Source organism: Actinoallomurus rhizosphaericola (assembly GCF_024055675.1).
Lineage (GTDB): Bacteria > Actinomycetota > Actinomycetes > Streptosporangiales > Streptosporangiaceae > Actinoallomurus > Actinoallomurus soli.
In genome coordinates this window covers 23,345-40,984 of sequence record NZ_JAMXMW010000020.1, presented here as the reverse complement: position 1 = coordinate 40,984, position 17,640 = coordinate 23,345, and the positions used below count along the sequence as shown (strand labels likewise).

General features: G+C 68.7%; 15 protein-coding genes. 8 read left to right on the top strand and 7 right to left on the bottom strand.

Annotation, left to right across the window (positions count from 1 at the left end; translation table 11 throughout):
- Positions 1-26 precede the first annotated feature (26 nt).
- Entirely contained in the window at positions 27-1,091 is a 1,065-nt protein-coding gene (locus NE234_RS34470) for an alkene reductase (protein ID WP_252785091.1), read from the top strand.
- A gap of 250 nt (positions 1,092-1,341) precedes the next feature.
- The gene (locus NE234_RS34465; RefSeq protein ID WP_252785090.1) at positions 1,342-2,403 is read left to right on the top strand and encodes an aldo/keto reductase; all 1,062 of its coding nucleotides are present in this window, start codon (positions 1,342-1,344) and stop codon (positions 2,401-2,403) included.
- Between the two features lie 77 nt (positions 2,404-2,480).
- On the opposite strand, the gene NE234_RS34460 is transcribed toward NE234_RS34465, so the two are convergent.
- Complete coding sequence (locus NE234_RS34460; protein WP_252785089.1) at positions 2,481-3,380, bottom strand: LysR family transcriptional regulator; 900 nt, start codon at positions 3,378-3,380, stop codon at positions 2,481-2,483.
- A 294-nt stretch (positions 3,381-3,674) separates the two neighbouring features.
- On the opposite strand from NE234_RS34460, the gene NE234_RS34455 reads away from it, so the two are divergent.
- Complete coding sequence (locus tag NE234_RS34455) at positions 3,675-4,073, top strand: hypothetical protein (RefSeq protein ID WP_252785088.1); 399 nt, start codon at positions 3,675-3,677, stop codon at positions 4,071-4,073.
- Positions 4,074-4,149: 76 nt separating this feature from the next.
- Here NE234_RS34455 and NE234_RS34450 read toward each other — a convergent pair whose 3' ends face one another.
- Both NE234_RS34450 and NE234_RS34445 read right to left on the bottom strand, forming a co-directional pair.
- Positions 4,150-4,923, bottom strand: coding sequence for a dienelactone hydrolase family protein (locus NE234_RS34450; protein WP_252785087.1), 774 nt, complete (start codon positions 4,921-4,923; stop codon positions 4,150-4,152).
- 397 nt (positions 4,924-5,320) lie between these two features.
- Complete coding sequence (locus NE234_RS34445; protein WP_252785086.1) at positions 5,321-5,899, bottom strand: TetR/AcrR family transcriptional regulator; 579 nt, start codon at positions 5,897-5,899, stop codon at positions 5,321-5,323.
- A 430-nt stretch (positions 5,900-6,329) separates the two neighbouring features.
- On the opposite strand from NE234_RS34445, the gene NE234_RS34440 reads away from it, so the two are divergent.
- Positions 6,330-7,403 carry a lipocalin family protein gene (locus NE234_RS34440; RefSeq protein ID WP_252785085.1) on the top strand — a complete coding sequence of 358 codons (1,074 nt, stop codon included), beginning with the start codon at positions 6,330-6,332 and terminating at the stop codon, positions 7,401-7,403.
- Positions 7,404-7,574: 171 nt separating this feature from the next.
- Complete coding sequence (locus tag NE234_RS44705; RefSeq protein ID WP_256529913.1) at positions 7,575-7,697, top strand: hypothetical protein; 123 nt, start codon at positions 7,575-7,577, stop codon at positions 7,695-7,697.
- A gap of 13 nt (positions 7,698-7,710) precedes the next feature.
- Here the strand turns inward: NE234_RS44705 and NE234_RS34435 are convergent, their stop codons facing one another.
- The gene (locus NE234_RS34435) at positions 7,711-8,793 is read right to left on the bottom strand and encodes an epoxide hydrolase family protein (RefSeq protein ID WP_252785084.1); all 1,083 of its coding nucleotides are present in this window, start codon (positions 8,791-8,793) and stop codon (positions 7,711-7,713) included.
- Between the two features lie 159 nt (positions 8,794-8,952).
- Here NE234_RS34435 and NE234_RS34430 point away from each other — a divergent pair, with 159 nt between their 5' ends.
- Positions 8,953-9,429: a MarR family winged helix-turn-helix transcriptional regulator gene (locus NE234_RS34430; protein WP_252785083.1), complete on the top strand. Its 477-nt coding sequence runs from the start codon at positions 8,953-8,955 to the stop codon at positions 9,427-9,429.
- Positions 9,430-9,494: 65 nt separating this feature from the next.
- Here NE234_RS34430 and NE234_RS34425 read toward each other — a convergent pair whose 3' ends face one another.
- Positions 9,495-11,159: a serine/threonine-protein kinase gene (locus NE234_RS34425; protein ID WP_252785082.1), complete on the bottom strand. Its 1,665-nt coding sequence runs from the start codon at positions 11,157-11,159 to the stop codon at positions 9,495-9,497.
- 182 nt (positions 11,160-11,341) lie between these two features.
- Between NE234_RS34425 and NE234_RS34420 the strand changes: the two genes are divergently transcribed.
- Positions 11,342-12,406, top strand: coding sequence for a cobalamin-independent methionine synthase II family protein (locus tag NE234_RS34420; protein WP_252785081.1), 1,065 nt, complete (start codon positions 11,342-11,344; stop codon positions 12,404-12,406).
- Positions 12,407-12,572: 166 nt separating this feature from the next.
- Entirely contained in the window at positions 12,573-14,795 is a 2,223-nt protein-coding gene (locus NE234_RS34415; RefSeq protein WP_308206962.1) for an ATP-binding protein, read from the top strand.
- Here NE234_RS34415 and NE234_RS34410 read toward each other — a convergent pair.
- Positions 14,778-15,593 carry a pentapeptide repeat-containing protein gene (locus tag NE234_RS34410; RefSeq protein WP_252785079.1) on the bottom strand — a complete coding sequence of 272 codons (816 nt, stop codon included), beginning with the start codon at positions 15,591-15,593 and terminating at the stop codon, positions 14,778-14,780. The genes NE234_RS34415 and NE234_RS34410 overlap by 18 nt on opposite strands.
- Before the next feature lie 231 nt (positions 15,594-15,824).
- Entirely contained in the window at positions 15,825-17,423 is a 1,599-nt protein-coding gene (locus tag NE234_RS34405) for an alpha/beta hydrolase (protein WP_252785078.1), read from the bottom strand.
- Positions 17,424-17,640 lie beyond the last annotated feature (217 nt).

Genomic DNA, 17,640 nt, shown 5'->3' with positions numbered 1-17,640 from the left:
GGGTTCACCACGAAACGAGAAGTCACATGACCCTCTGGACCCCCACCACCGTCGGTGCCATCGAACTCCCGCACCGGCTCGCCATGGCGCCGATGACCCGCGACCGCTCCAGACCGGACGGCGTCCCCACCGACCTCAACCGCGAGTACTACCGTCAGCGCGCCTCGATGGCCCTCATCATCACCGAAGGCACCCAGCCCTCCGACGACGGGCAGGGCTACCTGCTGACCCCCGGCATCTACACCGAGGCGCACATCGCCGGCTGGCAGGAGGTCACCGGCGCGGTGCACGCCGCCGGCGGCCGCATCGTCGTACAGCTCATGCACGTCGGTCGCATCGCGCACCCCGACAACACCCCGCACGGCCGCCGGCCGGTCGCCCCCTCGGCCGTCCGGCCCAAGGGCGCGATGTTCACCGCCTCGGGCCTGCAGGACATGCCCACCCCCCGCGCTCTGACCACCGAAGAGGTCGCCGGCGTGGTCGACGAATTCCGCCAGGCGGCGTCGGCCGCCATCGCCGCCGGTTTCGACGGCGTCGAGATCCACGGCGCCAACGGCTACCTCGTCCACCAGTTCCTCTCCAGCAACGCCAACCAGCGCACCGACCGGTACGGCGGCTCGATCGACAACCGCATCCGCTTCGCGACCGAGGTCGTGTCGGCGGTGGCCGACGAGATCGGCGCCGAACGCACCGGGCTGCGCATCTCGCCGGGCAACCCGTACAACGACATGGTCGAGCACGACACCCACGACCTTTACTCGGCCCTGATCGGCGCCCTGGCGCCGATGAACCTCGCCTACCTGCACATGATCCACGGCGGCGACGAGGAACTGCTGCGAAAGCTGCGAGCGGCATGGCCGACGGCCCTGCTCCTCAACCGCGCGGGCGCCGGCATCGACGCGCGCGTCGCCGATCTCGACGCCGGTCTGGCCGACGTCATCACGGTCGCCACGATGGCGCTGGCCAACCCTGACCTCCCGGCCCGCATCCGTTCGGGCGCGCCGCTGAACGAGGCCGACCCGGCCACGTTCTACGGCGGCGACCACCGCGGCTACACCGACTACCCCGTTCTCGCCCCAGCGGCGAACTGACGTGCCACGGCGTGCCCATGCCCGAGGCCGGCCTTTCGGCGCCGCTTCCCGAGCCGGCCACGGGCGGAGGGAGCCGGGGCCCATAGGAAACCCCTATGGCACCTGCTGACATTTCGTCTTTGCCTCCTATTATTCCCCGGTCGTACCGTGAAACAGCTCGATGAGGCGCCCACCGCGATCCCTTGAAGAATCGCGCTCAGCGCATCGTCGACTTGTTTTCGACAACGGTTGAAAAGCACAGGAGGACACGATGTCGCTCACCCTCGACACCTACCGGTTGTTGGGCCGTTCCGGGCTTCGGGTCTCGCCGTTGGCGCTGGGTGCGGCGACCTTCGGCACCGAGTGGGGCTGGGGCGCCGAGCAGGACGAGGCGCGCAAACTGTTCGACCTCTACGTCGAACGGGGCGGCAACTTCATCGACACCGCCGACACCTACACCAATGGCAGTTCCGAGCGCCTGCTGGGCGAATTCACCCGCGCCAATCGCGAGAGCCTGGTGCTGGCGACGAAGTACACGACGCTGCGACGGCCCGGGGACCCGAACTCCGGGGGCGCTCACCGCAAGAACCTGTTCGCGTCGGTGGAGAACAGTCTGCGACGGCTGAACACGGACTACATCGATCTGCTCTACCTGCACGTGTGGGATTCCACGACGCCGGTCGAGGAGATCCTGCGCGGCATGGACGACCTGGTCCGGCAGGGCAAGGTCCTGTACGCGGCGATCTCCAACGCCCCGGCCTGGCAGGTGTCGCGCATGCAGGCGATCGCCGACCTGCGCGGCTGGTCGCCGCTGGTCGCGCTGCAGATCGAATACAACCTGATCCAGCGTGCCGGGGAACGTGACCTGATCCCCATGGCACGCGAGATGGGGCTGGGAGTGGTCCTCTATTCACCGCTGGCCGGCGGGGTGCTCACCGGAAAATACAGCCGCGACGACCTGACCGCGACGAACGTCGCCTCCGACGGCACCCGCAAGAGCTTCAACGTCGGCCTGGGCGCGCTCACCGAACGCAACCTCGCCATCGCCGACGTCGTGAAGGAGGTCGCCGCGGAGCTGGGCCGCACTCCCGCCCAGGTCGGGCTGGCCTGGACCCTGCAGCATCCGGGCGTCACGGCACCGATCATCGGCGCCCGCACCCCCGCGCAGCTGGAGGACAACCTGGGCGCCCTGGAGGTCGACTTCACCGCCTCCCAACTGGCCCGCCTCAACGAGGCCAGTGCGATCGACCTCGGCTTCCCGCACGACATCCTCGCCAGTGACCACATCCGCACCGTGACCAGGGGCGACCTGAAGATCGAAGCCCGCCGCTGACACCCGATCGAATCTCGAGGGCGGCGCCACCGCCGCCCTCGGGGCGATCACCGTCGTCGACTGCTCCTTCTCGGCCGTCAGGGCACCGGTGAGAAGGACGCGGCCTTGTACCAGCTCTCTTGACGCAGGAGTTCGAGCAGGGCCGTCTCCGCCGGTCCCGAGCCGGGCCGGACCGCGGCGACGACGGGCTGGGAGACCACCGGGAACACCGGGCGCGCGAGGTGCTCGTGACCGTGGGGCACCGCGGAAGCGGGGACGAGCGTGACCCCCAGCCCGTGGACGGCCCAGTGCACGGCCGTCGCCGTCTGGGATACGCGGGCGGCCGTGGTCGGGGCCAGCCCGTTGTCCCGCAGCACGTCCCGCAGCACACCGTCGAGCGCGCTGTTGTGGTCGAACCGCACCCACGGCTCCCGCTCCAGCTCGCGCAGCTCGACCCGGTCGGCGGCGAGCTGCGGGTGCCCGGCGCCCAGCACGACGACGAACTCCTCGTCGCCGAGGCGGTGGCCCTCGTACAGCTCTTCCCCGCATGGCCCGGCCACCAGGGCCAGGTCCAGGACGCCGCGGCGCGCCAGCCGCTCCAGCTCAGCGAGGTTCGGCTCCTCGAAGACGGTGACCTCCAGCCGTGGGAAGCGGCGGCGCAGCGCGCCCAGCGCGCCCGGCAGCTGCCGCGTGCCGAGGCCCATCTGTGCCGCGACCACCAGCTCGCCCACCAGCTCGTCGGCGCCGGCCCGCGCCGTCGCTCTCGCCCGCCGCGCCGCGCTCACCGCGGCCTCCGCCTCCCGCAGGAACGCGCGGCCGACCACGGTGGGCACCAGGCCGGTCGGCGTACGGGCGAACAGTTGCACGCCGAGTTCGCGCTCCAGGCTCCGGATCTGCTGGGACATCGACGGCTGAGCGACGTGCAGCAGCTCCGCCGCCGCCGTCACCGAGCCCTCCTGAGCGACGGCCAGGGCGTACTCGAACTGACGAAGACTCATCGGCTCCCGTCCCCTCCCTGCGGTGGACCGCCGTCCACCCCGGTGTATCACTGTAATCCCGGTAATCGCCGTTGCAGTGAGGGGCTGCTCGGGGACGCAGGAACGACGGGGGGACCACGTGATCGCAGCCCCGCTCGCACCGAGACCGATGGGCGGCCGGCATGGCTGCGGCCGGCGCTCCGGCCACGAATGGGTCTGAGGGCCTAATCGTCATTGATCCCGCAGCCTCTGTAAGGCGGCGTTACGCATCCCTAGGTTGATCTCGATCACGACGGATCGACTCTTGGGGGAAAGATGCGCAAACTCTCCATGGTCCTCGCCGGCGCCGTGGCGGTGGCCGGCCTGGCATTCACCAGCGGTACGGCGGGCGCGAGCACGGTGCACACGGAAAGCGCCAGCAAGTGCGGCACCAAGTGGTGCGGCTACGTGAACGGCAAGAAGCTGAGGGTCGAGAGCATCACCGTCTCGCACAAGGGCAGCACGAAGTGGAGCGGCTACATCTACATCGAGGTGACCACGCCCCACCACAAGCCCTACTTCCTCTGGACCACGAAGTCGTTCAAGAACGTGAAGTTCGCGCGGGCCGACGTCAAGAGGTCGTTCCCCAACAAGACCCTGCTCTGCACCGGCGTCGACAAGCAGAAGAGGAACGTGGACCACGTGGGCGACGCCTGCTTCACCATCCACAAGTAGGCGGCGGGGTCTCCGTCCTCGGCCGGAGAATCCGTATCGGCGCCCGGCACGGAGCCGGGCGCCGATACGGGTCAGGTCAGGCCGCTGACGCGCCGGCCGGGCCGAGATGCCGGACCAGGAACTCGTCGTCGACCCCGACCCAGCGCATGCGGCGATGGGTGCCCGGGTTGGCGAGCAAGGTCTTGTCCTTCGAGGAGAAGGCGTCGAACAACGCGAGCACGGTCCCGCGGTCGACGTACTCCTCATCCCACGGCAGCAGGAACTGGACCGGGACGGTGATCCGTCGCGCCGCCTCGATCAGAGCCTGGTGAGCGAAGAACCCGCCGCCGAAGATCGCGGCGGTGATCCTGGGCTCGACCGCCGTCAGCGGAATCCCGATCGCGGTGCCCAGCGACATGCCGCCCCCGTAGCCGATCGGCGCTTCGGTGCCGATCTCGGGCAGGTCCTGGAGGGCGTCCAGGGTCGCCTGCCATTCCGGTACGGCACGCTCCGCGAGTGAGGCGCTGTAGCGGACGCTGATCGACTCGAAGCGCTCGGTCTCGCCTGCCGCCAGAGCCTGCTGCAGGTCGGCGCGGGCCTGCTCGTCCTCCGCCGTACGCGGGCGGTCGCCGTGTCCGGGCGCGTCGATGGCGACCACGGTGAAACCCCACCGGGTCACGGCGTCGCGGGCGCGGGCCATGAGTCCCGGCGTCTTCTTGTGCAGGCCGCCGCCGTGCCCCATCAGCACCAGCGGGGCGTGGCCGGATCCGGAGACGGGCGACCAGAGCACGCCGGTGACCTCACCGACGACGAAATCGCGTTCGAGGACGCCGTTCGACGACGTCTGCGCGATGAAACGCAGTGAATGCACAGGTGTTGCCTTTCGGAAGTGCCTTGTTGTCGAGGCGCTCCCGGCGACACCTATGTCAATCGCCCGACCATGACGACGAGGGGAGCACCCACATCGATACAGCGTTCATGGGTCTCACCTCCTCACGTGAAGTCACGGCCTCCAGGAGACTACCAGTCTGATCTTTCGCCGGCCTTCTCCGAGCGTACGAATCGGCGTTGTTACCGTTTCTTCGGGTGGCGATCACCGCGACGACGGAGGATGACATGCGCCTGAGAAGCGCCCCCGCCCTGCACGTCAGTCCGGCGGCGGGAACACGGAGCATGCCGGGGCGGACCGCGTCGTCCACGTCTGACACCAGGCGATCAGCTCTCCGATCGGGCCCCGCGCACGCTTCTCTCACCTCATTTCCAGCGGGTCACTGGTGCTTTGTTGCCAGCAGACCGTCCACCACCAGTTTTGCCAGGGCCTCCGCCCGGGCAAGGCGGTCCGCGTGCTGCATGCGTTCGGGGCTGCCAAGGCGCCGCGCGAGAGGTTCACGGACCAGTCCCGACACGGGAGCGATGATGGCGAAGAACACGATGTCCGTCGGGACCCGAGTCATGCCTCCCGACGCCATCAGCCTCTCGATGCTGGGCAGGACGAGGGCGAACGTCGGCTCGATGTAACGCTCGTAGAGGTAGTCGAGCCGCTCGGTCTCTCGTGCTGACTCATCAGTCATCAACATGGCCAGGTACGGCTCGTCGATGCTGACCCGGTAGAACTCCATGACGAACTGCCGCACCACGTCCGCGTCGTCACTCCCGGGAGCCGGTGGCGCCATGTCCCCGAGTTGAGCGCCGAGCGCGGCATCCACCACCGCACGCCAGTAAGCCGCCTTGGAACCGTAGCGGTCGTTGATGAAGGTGGGTCCGACCCCAAGACGGCGCGCGAGCTCCCGCGCCGACGCCCGGTCGTATCCGAGCGTCGCGAACGCCTCCAGGCCCCGCTGCAGCACGTCCCGTTCCGCGGGCACCGCACTGGAATCCGCCCCGGGACGGCCCGGGCGTCGGGTGGTACTCGGCTCGTCTCCCAACCATCCTCCTCAGCCGGCTGTGCAGGCGTCTGCCCGACAGTCGGACCAGCGTAGCCGTCACGATCTTCGCAGGTGAGCACCGCTAGGTCAGCACCACATCGCGGATCGGTGCAGCCCCTTCTGCCTGAACCTCGCTTGACACGGAGCGGGCAAGAGGTAATCCTACAGGTGTAGGATTTAACTCCGGGTCGCTCACAGGGCGCCCTGACGGAGCCATCCACACCCCCGGGTGGAGTATCGCTCGCCCGCACCGCAGGTTTCCTTCCACCCGGCATTGCGACCTCGGATAGTGCGAAACCGTTTCGTACGCATCCGGGCTCCACCGGTTCAGGGGACCTCACAAGGAGCCACTATGCGTAAGACCACCGTCGGCGCGGTCGGCATCGCCGCCGCGCTCATCGCCTCACTCACCCTCGCCTCGGGAGGAACGGCTACGGCGACGACCGCCGACTCGTCCGCGGCGCACCCCACCGCGTCCCAGAAGGGGCTGTCCGAGACCAGTGTCCCGGTCCTGGTCGACCCCGCCGCGAACCTCACCTACGACCCCGACCAGCCCAACCAGTCCTGGTACCTGACCGCGCACGTGAGTGCCGGGGGCCACCGGTACGGCTTCCTGGTCCACTACCGCAACGGCGGCCTCGGCAAGCAGGGTGGCGCCATCTCGAAGGTGTCGGTGGTCAACGAGGACACCGGCTGGTACACGAGGTCGGAGATCCCCCTCCCCCTCGGCAAGGGCCTGTCCGATAAGCAGGGCGTGGACATCCACACCGACAACCTCACCTGGACCGGCGACGCCAAGGAGATGAAGCTGCACGCCAACGTCCCCGAGGGAACCATCGACGCCACGCTGCGCCCCCGCGGAAGCGTCCTCTACAACCTGGGGACGGGCTACTTCCCCATGTTCGGTGAGGCGAAGTACTCCAACTACGAATACGCCCTGCCCACCGTGGACACCTCCGGGACCCTCACCCTCAACGGCCGGACCGAGAAGCTCCGCGGCCAGTCCTGGCTGGACCGCCAGTGGGGACCCCTGCCCGACCTCAGCACCGGCAGCGCCTCCTGGTCCTGGATGAACCTCGACCTGTCCAACGGCGAGAAGGTCAGCGTCTGGAACCAGAAGTACGGCGACAAGACGAACAACTTCGCGACCATCGTGAAGCCCGACGGTACCCAGACCGTCACCGAGGCGACCCTCACCCCCGACGAGTCCACCCGCTGGACCAGCCCGACCAGCGGCAAGAGCTACCCCACTCGCTGGAAGGTCAGCATCCCCGGCGAGCACGCCAAGCTGAACGTCACCGTCTACGCCAAGAACCAGGAAATGCTGGTCCCCGGACCCGGCTACGAAGGCAGCGCCGCCGTCACCGGCACCTACGACCACCGCCCGGTCACCGGCACCACCTATATCGAACTCGCCGGAAAGTAGCGTCGATCGGTTGATGGCCCCGGCACCGCCCCATGAGGGTGACGCCGGGGCCATCAGGGGGGTATCTCTCCAGGCGTGGAAATGATCTTGGCGGGTAGATGATCGACCAGGGAGATCATCCATCCGAGAGGAGGTCACGGCGTCGGCACCTTTCCGTACGGCGCGGCCGGCGTGATCGTGACCGATCCGACCGACGGCAGGACCCTGCGGCTTGGCGGCACCCGCGCCGACAACGCCGCCGCAAGGACACAAGACTGGCCCAAAGTGCTCGCCTTCCTGGCCGCGATGAGCTGACCGCTGCGTCGTCCTATCCGATGGTGGTGAGGAAGAACTCCCGCACGTCCTCGGCGAGCAGGTCCGGCACCTCCATCGCGGCGAAGTGGCCGCCGCGCTCGAACTCCGACCAGTGCCTGATGTCGTACGACCGCTCGGCCAGCGGTCGCACCGACTGCGTGATGTCGTGCGCGAACACCGCCACGCCGACCGGCACGGGGCACGGCTCGATCCGGCGGGGAGCCTCGCGGCTCAGCCGCGCCGAGGAAGCCGCGGTAGCGGTCAGCCAGTACAGCGAGATGTCGGTGAGCATCCGGTCGTCGCTGATCTGCGAGCGAGGGTCGGTCCACTGTGCGAAGCGCTCGGCGATCCAGGCCAACTGGCCGACCGGCGAGTCGGTCAGCGCGTAGCCGATGGTCTGCGGAGTGGTGGCCTGCAGCGCCTGGTACGGCGGACGGTTCGCCATCAGCTGCCGGATCTTGGCCAGGCGGGCTTCATCCGTTTCGGACAGTTCGAGGTCGGCGTCCGGGATCGGCCGGGTCGGCAGGTAGTTGACATGCACTCCGACGACCTGCTCGGGTGCCACCGCGCCGAGCGCCAGCGAGATGCCCGAGCCGAAGTCACCACCCTGCGCGCCATAGCGCTCGTACCCGAGACGCCGCATCAACTCGGCCCAGGCCCGCGCGACCCGTGCGATGTCCCAGCCGCGCTCGTGGGTCGGCCCCGAGAAGCCGAAACCCGGGATGGACGGGATCACCAGGTGGAAGTCGCGCGAGAGCGGCTCGATCACGTCGAGGAACTCGAGGAAGGAACCGGGCCAGCCGTGCGTGAGGACCAGCGCCGACGCGTCCGGTTTGGAAGACCGGACGTGGAGGAAGTGGATGTTCTGGCCGTCGATCTCGGTCGTGAAGTGGGGGAGCTCGTTGAGCTCGGCCTCGTGCGCGCGCCAGTCGTAGCCGGTGCGCCAGTATTCGGCGAGTTCCTTGAGCCGTGCCAGCGGGAATCCGTAGTCCCACCCCGCGTCGGCGACCTCGTTGGGCCAACGGGTGCGGGAGAGCCGGTCGGTCAGGTCGTCGAGGTCGGCCTGGGGGATGTCGATGCGGAACGGCTTGATCATTTCTCAGCTCCAGGGGTTTCGTCCAGGCGCCCGAGGTAGGCGATGAGGTCGTCGAGTCCGTGAAGACCGAGGACCCTCAGTTCATTGGTCGTGCCAACGTTGGCGCAACCAATCATAAGCATTCGTGGGTTCCACCAACAAGTCGGTAGGCTGACGGCCATGACGGGCGACCAAGCGCCACCGATGCGTCTCAAGGGCGCGCCGAGCTGGCTGATCGGCCAGGTCTCCGCGCACAGCCATCGCCTGGTGACCGAACGGTTCGCCGCCGCCGACGCCCGCGGCTACCACTACCGGCTGCTGGCCGCGCTGGCGGAGTTCGGTCCCGCCAGCCAGGCCGAGCTGGGCCGCCGCACGGGCGTCGACCGCAGCGACGTCGTCGCGGCACTGAACGAACTGGCCGAGAAGAAGCTGATCGAGCGGTCCCCTGACCCGACGGACCGCCGGCGGAACATCATCACGGTCACGCCCGAAGGGCGTGATCACCTCTCGCGCCTCGACGGCGTACTGGCACAGATCCAGCAGGACCTGTGCGCCCCGCTCTCACACCCCGAACGCGAGGAGCTCATCCGGCTGCTGACCCGCATCGTCGACCACCACGTCCGAGCCCGCACCGCGGAATCTCCCGGCACGAAGTAGTCGAAGACCTCTCCAGATCCCGAGCCCGATCCCACGCCGCGCCTGGCCATGGTCGGGATCCGCCGTCATCCGGAGGGCTGCTGGAATCCTGTGAAGTCGAAGGTGGCGAGCATGTGATCGACGACGGTGTCGTACCTGCTGTCGAGGGCCGAATAGATCCAGAGCTTCGTCACCGGCAGCCACCAGACCCGGAACTTCATCTGGGTGCCGTCCGAGTCCGTCGACAGGAACTCGCGGTACAGCGCTTTGTGGCTACCGACGTAGGCGGTACCTGCCCGTGTGAAGGTTCCCGGGATCGAACCAGCGTCAACGTTGCTGGTATTGGCCCATCCGACGGACGCGCCGATCTGCCGTCTCCAGTCGGCTTCTGAGTCGAGCTTCGTCGGGCCCAGGCTGAACGTCAGCGCGCCGCGGCACATCGCCATCCCCGCAGGGGTGACGGTGGGCGGTAGGAGGCACAGGAAGTCCGGCGAATCACTCGGCGATAGGTCCGGGAAACCGTTGTTCCAGTCTCCGGGCGCGTAGAAGACGATGCCTGAAAGGTCTTCAGGCTGCCATGACGACGGCGGAGAGAAGGTGGGGATCGGGTCGGCGGAAGTCACGGACGCCCGGGGTGTCGTCGACGTCGCAAGAGAAGCGGGCGGCGTCAGCGATGGGCTGTCGGCGTTGATCAGGAGCCGGTGGGATGTAGATCGCGGGAGCGCCGTCTTGGCCGGTCGGTTCACCATCACGACGGCGGCCGCGGTCGATGCGAGGACGGCTGCCGCGGCGACACCGCCGATCGCCGCGGTCCGTCGTGAGAAGCGGGGTGCCCGGCTCCATGAAACCGTGGCGGGCAGTGCCCGCGCGAGGGGCTCCCACCCGGTCTCGAGGATGGTCGTCGCCACCTGCGTCGCGTCGTCCGCGGGCACCTCGCCCAGTTCGGCCAACGCTTCGATGAGCTCTTGCACGGTGGGCCGGTCGGCCGGATCCTTGGCCAGCGCGGAAGAGACCAGGCTCCGGAGAGGGTCGTGGATGCCGTCGAGATTCGGCTCCTCCTTCAGGACCCGATGGGCCATGACCTCGATGGAGCCGGTTCCCAGCGGTGGCCGGCCCGTCGCCGCGAACGCGATGACCGCCCCCCACCCGTACACGTCACCGGCCGGACCGATCTCACCGCCCCGGTACTGCTCCGGACTGGCCCAGCCCGACGAACCGACGAAGACGTGCGTCACGGTGATCGCTGTCTCGTCCAAGGCCCGGGCGATCCCGAAGTCCAAGACCTTCGGGCCGTCCGGTGACAAGATGACATTGCCGGGTTTCAGATCACGGTGGATGACACCCGCGCGGTGAATGACCGCTAGAGCTTCGGCGACGCCGGCCGCGACGGACAGCAACGCCGTGCCGTGCAACGGACCGGTTCGGCCGATATGGGCGTTCAAAGTCGGCCCGGGAACATATGAGGTCGCCAGCCATGGACGAGCTGTTTCGGTGTCCGCCGCGAGGAACTGAGCCACGCAGGCGCCCTCCACTCGCGAGAGGAGGGCCACCTCGCGCCGGAAACGCTCGCGGAACTGCGCGTCGGCTGCGTACTCGGGCCTGATGAGTTTGAGCGCGGCGCGGGTGCCTGAGCGCCTTGCCGCGTAAACGACGCCCATGCCGCCCTCGCCAAGGCGGCCGACGACCCGGTACGGACCGATCTTGCGGGGATCGTGGCGCTGTAGGGGTAGCAGGGCATCATCCAACGCCACGTCACCGCTCCCGACTTATGTGAAGGTTCAACGAACTCACTTTTATATCGGGATATCTACGGTTTCAGTAGGGCAGTAGAGCCACGATTCGGAAGTCGGCGTGGTCGCCGGTGGCCTGTCCTGGACACCGGCAGTTGCGCGTAGCGATTGTCGCCTTGCATTACGTTATCTACGCTCACGGCATGGCGATTCCGACAGAACCGATCGGCAGCATCCCCCGATCCCCGCAGCTACTGACCGCCATGGCCGCGCACGCCGCAGGGGAGATCGACGACGCGCGGCTGGCCGCCGCGCAGGACGAGGCCGTACGCGACACCATCCAGCGTCTCGAGGCGATCGGTGCGCCGGTCGTCACCGATGGTGAACAGGCCAAACCCAGCTTCGCGACCTACCCGATCGCCGGCCTTGCCGATCTGGCGCCCGACGGAGCAGTGATCCCGTTCGCCGACGGCCACCAGCGGCAGCTGCCCGTCCTGACCGCGGGCCCGTTCCGCTACCAGGTTCACGCCGACCGCTACTACACGGCCGCGGCGCGGCACGCGACGGTGCCGGTCAAGCAGAGCGTCATCGCCGCGTCCGCGCTCAGCCTCCTCTACCCACCGGCGGGCATCCCCGGGTACCCCCGCGAGGAGTTCCTGGCCGATCTCACCGACGAGGTGGAGGCCGACATCCGCGGCCCGCTGGAGGCGGGAGCGCATGTGGTCCAGCTCGACTTCACCGAAGGGCGCCTGTCGCTCAAGCTCGATCCGAGCGGCGGCGTGCTGGACGAGTTCATCGCGCTCAACAACCGGGTCCTGGAGCGCTTCACCGACGCCGAACGTGCCCGGATCGGGGTGCACACGTGCCCGGGCGGAGACCAGGACTCCACGCACAGCCTGGACATCGACTACGCGGATCTCCTGCCCAAGCTGTTCCAGCTCAAGGTCGGCAACTTCTACATCCAGCTGGCCAGCGAGGCCGAGCCGGACAAGGTCCTGGCGATCGCCGCCGAGCACCTTCCCGCCCACGCCCGGCTCTTCGTCGGCGTCATCGACCCGATCGACCCACGCGTGGAAACCCCCGAACAGGTCCGCGACCGGATCCTGGCGGCCGCCCGGCACCTGCCGCCCGAGCGCCTGGGCACCTGTGACGACTGCGGCTTCTCGCCCTTCGCCGACGACACCTCCACCTCCCGCGAGACCGCCTTCGCCAAGATCGCAGCCCGCGTCGAGGGCACCGCCCTCGCCGCCCGGCAGCTCGGACTCTGAGTCGGCAATGTCGAGAGCAGTTCGGCGAGGTGACCCCTCGCCGGGCTGCTTTCGAGGTTGCATGTGGCACCTGCTCCGGAGCACAACGGGCCTGAACCGCTTTTCCCGCCCCGCATACACTGACGAGATCCGACCGACCCGGGGATAACGACGGACTGGGGTCATAGTGGACATTGCGGGGCTTCGCAATCCGTACGACTACGCGAATCCAGTGCGGACCGATGAATACTTCGCTGGTCGCGGGGCGGAACTGGCCACGATCGATTACGTGCTCGGACAGGGTGGTACGACGCGTCCGGTCGGCTACCTGGCGCTGTACGGCCGGCGGGCGGCGGGCAAGACCAGCCTGTTGAACATGACCGAGAAACTGGCCGCCGAGCGCGGCTACCTCGTCGTGCGGGTCAACCTCGTGCCGGCCGACGCCGACCCGGCGCGCTTCTTCGCCACCGTGTACGAGGAGCTGATCGGCGCAGTCACGGCGGTATCCGAATTGGCCAGTCCGGACGGCCGCAAGATAACCCCGCGCGTTGTGCGCAGGATCATCGAGGGCGGTCCGGTCGACGACGACTTCCCGTTGGAGTTCCCGGAGAATCTGGCCCACGCGGTGACGGGCGGGCAGCTGTCGGAGATGGCGCTGCGCAACGACCTGCGTCACCTGATGGAGCTGGTCGGCCGTCCCATCGTGTTGTTAGTCGACGAGGCGCAGCTGATCGCCGACCGGCCCGACGTGCTGTCCATGCTCCGCACCCTCGGCATGCGCCTGCAGGGCTACGTACTGGTGCTGGCGGGCACCCCGGAGCTGGTCGCGCGGATCAACGAGGTATTCGACTTCCTGCTGCGGCAGTTCGAGTTCGTCAAGGTCGAGCGCTTCGTGAAGGTCGCCGACGTGTTGCAGTGCATGACGCGGCCGTTGAAGGCGATCGGCCTGACCCCGGAACGCTGTTTCGCGAACCCCATCGGCGCCGTCGCCAATGACCTGATGCCGCTGACCGACGGCAACCCGTACGAGGTTCAACTGTTCTGCCATGTCCTGTTCACCCAATGGCAGACCGGCAAGGCGGCCGGGATGAACCTGACGGCGGAGGCGATCGACGGCGTGAGGGCGGCCTTGGAGGTCGGGGGGCAGCACCAGGACCATCCGCTCGTCAACGCGGTCCGCCGGATGTCGGACGAGGAACTGCTGGCGCTCAACATCTGGTGCTCCTCCATGGAACAGGCCGCGGTGGACGAGATCCGCTTCGCCTGCCGGGTGTCCGGCCTGGTCGCCCTGGAGACGGATCGGTTGGACCGCTACCTCGACCAGTTCGTCCGCGACGGCCTCATCGAGCTCGTCGACAACAAGGTCCGGCTGATCGGCGACACGGCCGAACACATCTACGCACGATTGTCGGCGGTCCAGCGTCTGGGCACGGCCGCCCCGATCCTGATCAGCCGGGCCGATTTCCAGCACCTGCTCGCCAACGAGCTGTTCGATCTGCTCCGTGACCAGGTGTTCGGCGGTAACGAGCGGTGGCTGCTGCGCACCTGCTGCGGCGGGATGCGGCCGGAACGACTGGCACAGGGAGTGCTCGATCTGGGCGAGCTGCCGGCCGACCGGAAGAGCTGCTACACCGTCGAGTACCTGCACGAGGCGATCCTCGAATCCGACACACCGCAGGCGCTGCACCTGACCACGGTGGAGTGTTCGTACGGCGCGACCTCGGCGACCCGGTGGATCTGCCGCGCGGCGGCCGACGACTTCGACCTGAACGCCGACCCGGCGTTCCGAGCCGCGCAGGAGCGGATCGCCGCGTTGGGCGGCACGCTGCGGGCCGAGCGCGCGACGATCCCGCTGCGGCCGATGCCCGAGATCGTGGACTGGCTGGTCGACACCTGGGCGAACCCCGATACGCGGTACAACATGGCCCACAGGCACGCCTCCGCCGCGTACGTGCGGTACGAGCAGGGCGACCTCGCGGGGACGTTCGAGCACCTGAACGCCGCGTTCCGGCTGTCGCCCCACTGGCGCGCCGCGAACAATCTGGCCTACCTGCATCTGGTCGCAGGCGATTATCCGGCGACCCGGGACTGGGCTCAACGCGCCGTACCCCTGGGCGAGTTCGCCGAGGACCGGGCGCTTAGCCGGTACAACGGCGCGATCGCCGCCGCGCTGGAGGGCGACTGGGCGACGGCACACGGGCTCCTCGCCGACGCGGCGACGGATCTGGCGGACCGGTCACCGCTGGAGGACGATGACCTGGTCATCGCGTTCCTGATGATCCCGAGCTTCGAGGTCGATCACGTGGCCGTGCGCGAGGCGGAGAAGGTGCAGTTGGCCGACGCGATCGCGAAAGCGCGCGACGTGGTCGAACTCGCCGAACGCTTCGACCGGCTACGCGGGTCGGTCTGACTGGATGCCGTTCTCGGCCGGCACGAACCCGTCCGGCCAGCGGGTCGACGCCGTGGCGCGCGCGGCCGACAGGTGGGCGCCGGTGAGCGTCGCCGTCCGTAGGTCGGCGCCGCTCAGGTCGGCACGACGGAGGTCGGCACCGCTGAGGTCCGCCCCTCGCAATATCGCCCCCCGCAGGGTGGCGCCGGACAGGTCCGTTCCGGTCAGCACGGCGTCGGTCAACCGTGCCGCCGGCAGGCTGGCGCCTGCCAGGCGCGCCCCGGCCAGGTCGATTCCCACTGACCAGTCGCGCTTGGTCAGGACCTCCAGGGCCGTACGCACATCGCGTGGCAACGCCCCACTGGCGGGCGCGCCGTCGCGTACGAAGGCCGACAGGATCTGGGCGATCCGGCGTCGCTCGGTCGGATCGTCATCGGCGATCCGATCCAAGGCGTAGACGCCGCCCAGCCGCAATGCCAACGCGTCGTCCTTGGCGAGTTGCTCCACTGCCTTGGCGAAGGCCTCCGTCACGGCGACCCGCCGTCCGAGGCGCTGCTGACCGCGTGCGATCAACATCTGCCGCCAGGCGGTGACCGCGCCGAACACCAGCAGGATGCCACCGACCGCCTGCAGCAGCGCGGTGCGAATGGCGCCCTCGGCCAGGATGTGCTCGTTCGCCGACAGTCGAGCGGCCGCGGGTGAGAACTTGAGCAGCCGGGCGGGCAACGGGCCGAATGCCGCCACGACGAGCACGACTAACGCGGCCGCCACCAGGCCGATCAGCGTCCAGCCAAGGGCCCTGAGCACGGCAGCACGCATATATGAGCCCCCAAGAGCGAACGGCGGCGGACCATTGCGAGTTCTTTCGAGCCCGGCACCGACTGGCCGGCGTCTGCTCAATTTAACGGATTCCCGAAGAATCGCCAGGCGCCGGCATCCGAGCCGGAAGGGGGTGAGACGCGGGACCTGAGGTCCCGCGTCTCAGCCGGGGGAGCGGCCCGTGCCGGCGCGCCGGCGGCGGGCGGGTGGGGCGTCGTCGCCCCGTGATGGTCAGAGGAGGGCGGGTTGCGTCGCGGAGGTCGCGGCGGAGGGGGCCGGTGCGGTCGGGTTCGGCTCCGGGTTGGCCTGGCAGACGGCGTCAGTGCCCTTCTCGGCGGCCGGGCGGGTGCCGTCCCGCAGGTAGGAGCTGACGTAGTCGTTGAGGCAGGCGTTGCCGTTGGCCGACAGTGACGCGTCCACGTTGTCGCCGCCGCGCTCCAGGATGAGCCGGGAGTTCGGGAACAGCCTGTGCGTCTCGTAGGCGCCGCCGACCGAGTGCACGGCGTCGTTCTCCGGCTGTACCAGCAGGATGTTCACGTCGCGCTGTCCGACCTTCTGCGGCTTGTCGGCGGGCACGGGCCAGAACGCGCACGGGGCGTTGATCCAGGCGTTCCGCCAGGTCCAGAACGTGTTGCCCTGCCTGTACTGGCGGGAGTAGTCGTTGTGCCAGCGCTTCCAGTCGCGCGGCCAGGCCGCGTCGCGGCACTGGACCGCGTTGTACATCGCCTGGAGGTTCTGGTGGGGGTACCCCGGCGCGCCGACGCCGGCCCGCAGCCCCGTCGGGTCCTGGCGCAGCACCCAGTCGGCCAGCGTCTTCGCGTGGTAGGTCCAGGAGTAGTTGCGGTACACGTCGACCGAGAAGAAGTCGCTGTACTCGGCCGGCCCGATCCTGCCGTCGATCGGCGCCTCGCGGACCATCGCCAGGCCCTTGTCGTAGGCGGCCTCCACCTCGGACTCGGTCGTGCCGAGGTGGTAGACCGCGTCGTACTTGGCGATCCAGGCGAAGAAGATCCTGACTCGCTTCTCGGTCGCGACGTTCTCCTCCAGGCCGGCGTCGTACCAGACGCTGCCGGGCCGCGCCACGGTGTCCAGGACCATCCGGCGGACCCGGTTCGGGAACATCGAGGCGTAGACCGAGCCGAGGTACGTGCCGTAGTCGTAGCCGAGGTAGTTGAGCTGCTCCTGGCCGAGCGCCCGCCGGATCATGTCCAGGTCACGGGCGCTGTCCTTGGTGCCGAGGTAGGTGAGCTCGTCGCCGTACCTGCTGCCGCAGCTGTCGGCGTACGCCCGGGCCTTGTCGAGCCACGCCTGCTCCTCGGCGGCCGTGTGCGGCATGGGGTCCGCCTGGGCGTGGCCCGGGTCGATGTAGGTGGGATCGCAGGTGACCATCGGCTCGCTGGCTCCGACGCCGCGCGGGTCGAAGCCGATCCAGTCGTACGTGGAGCCGATCGCCCTGGGCAGCCCGGTCGTGCCCTGGGCGAAGCGGGTGGGCAGGTCGCGTCCGATGCCACCGGGCCACTGGCCGCGGTTCAGCAGCACGATGCCCTGGTACTGCGCGTCCGGCGCGGTGTGCCGGGCCCGGGTCAGCGCCAGGGTGATCTGGCGGCCGTGCGGCCGGCCGTAGTCGAGCGGTACCTTGAGCGAGCCGCATTCCAGTCCCTTGAGCAGTCCCCCGAGGACCGGGTCGTCGTCCGGGCAGGGCGACCAGGCGACGCCGCCGACCGGCGGGTCGGCCTGCGCCTTCGCCGGCGCCGCCACGGCCACTGGTGCCGCGACGACCGGGCCCACCAACCCCGTCGCGGCCGCAGTGATCACTACGAGCTTCTTCACGATGTCCCCTTCTTGCGCGGGCTCTCCAAGGTCCCCGACGCCGCGCAGGTCGAAAGAATCACGGCCGTACGGGGCTGGCTAGGGCTCAACGCCGAATCGTGACGAGTCAGAAATTAGTCAAACATCCTCCCTTTTCGGGCGTAATAAAAATGGCCACACCGCCTACCGGAAATAACCTGAAATGTGGCGGAGGGTGCGCGGAGTCGGACCGAAAGTC

What these genes read in the sequence shown, in the direction of transcription:
- NE234_RS34430 (WP_252785083.1), top strand. Translation starts at nt 8,953, where the DNA reads ATGACGGGCGACCAAGCGCCACCGATGCGTCTCAAGGGCGCGCCGAGC.
- NE234_RS34465 (WP_252785090.1), top strand. Translation starts at nt 1,342, where the DNA reads ATGTCGCTCACCCTCGACACCTACCGGTTGTTGGGCCGTTCCGGGCTT.
- NE234_RS34410 (WP_252785079.1), bottom strand. Translation starts at nt 15,593, where the DNA reads ATGCGTGCTGCCGTGCTCAGGGCCCTTGGCTGGACGCTGATCGGCCTG.
- NE234_RS34440 (WP_252785085.1), top strand. Translation starts at nt 6,330, where the DNA reads ATGCGTAAGACCACCGTCGGCGCGGTCGGCATCGCCGCCGCGCTCATC.
- NE234_RS34470 (WP_252785091.1), top strand. Translation starts at nt 27, where the DNA reads ATGACCCTCTGGACCCCCACCACCGTCGGTGCCATCGAACTCCCGCAC.
- NE234_RS34460 (WP_252785089.1), bottom strand. Translation starts at nt 3,380, where the DNA reads ATGAGTCTTCGTCAGTTCGAGTACGCCCTGGCCGTCGCTCAGGAGGGC.
- NE234_RS34435 (WP_252785084.1), bottom strand. Translation starts at nt 8,793, where the DNA reads ATGATCAAGCCGTTCCGCATCGACATCCCCCAGGCCGACCTCGACGAC.
- NE234_RS34420 (WP_252785081.1), top strand. Translation starts at nt 11,342, where the DNA reads ATGGCGATTCCGACAGAACCGATCGGCAGCATCCCCCGATCCCCGCAG.
- NE234_RS34455 (WP_252785088.1), top strand. Translation starts at nt 3,675, where the DNA reads ATGCGCAAACTCTCCATGGTCCTCGCCGGCGCCGTGGCGGTGGCCGGC.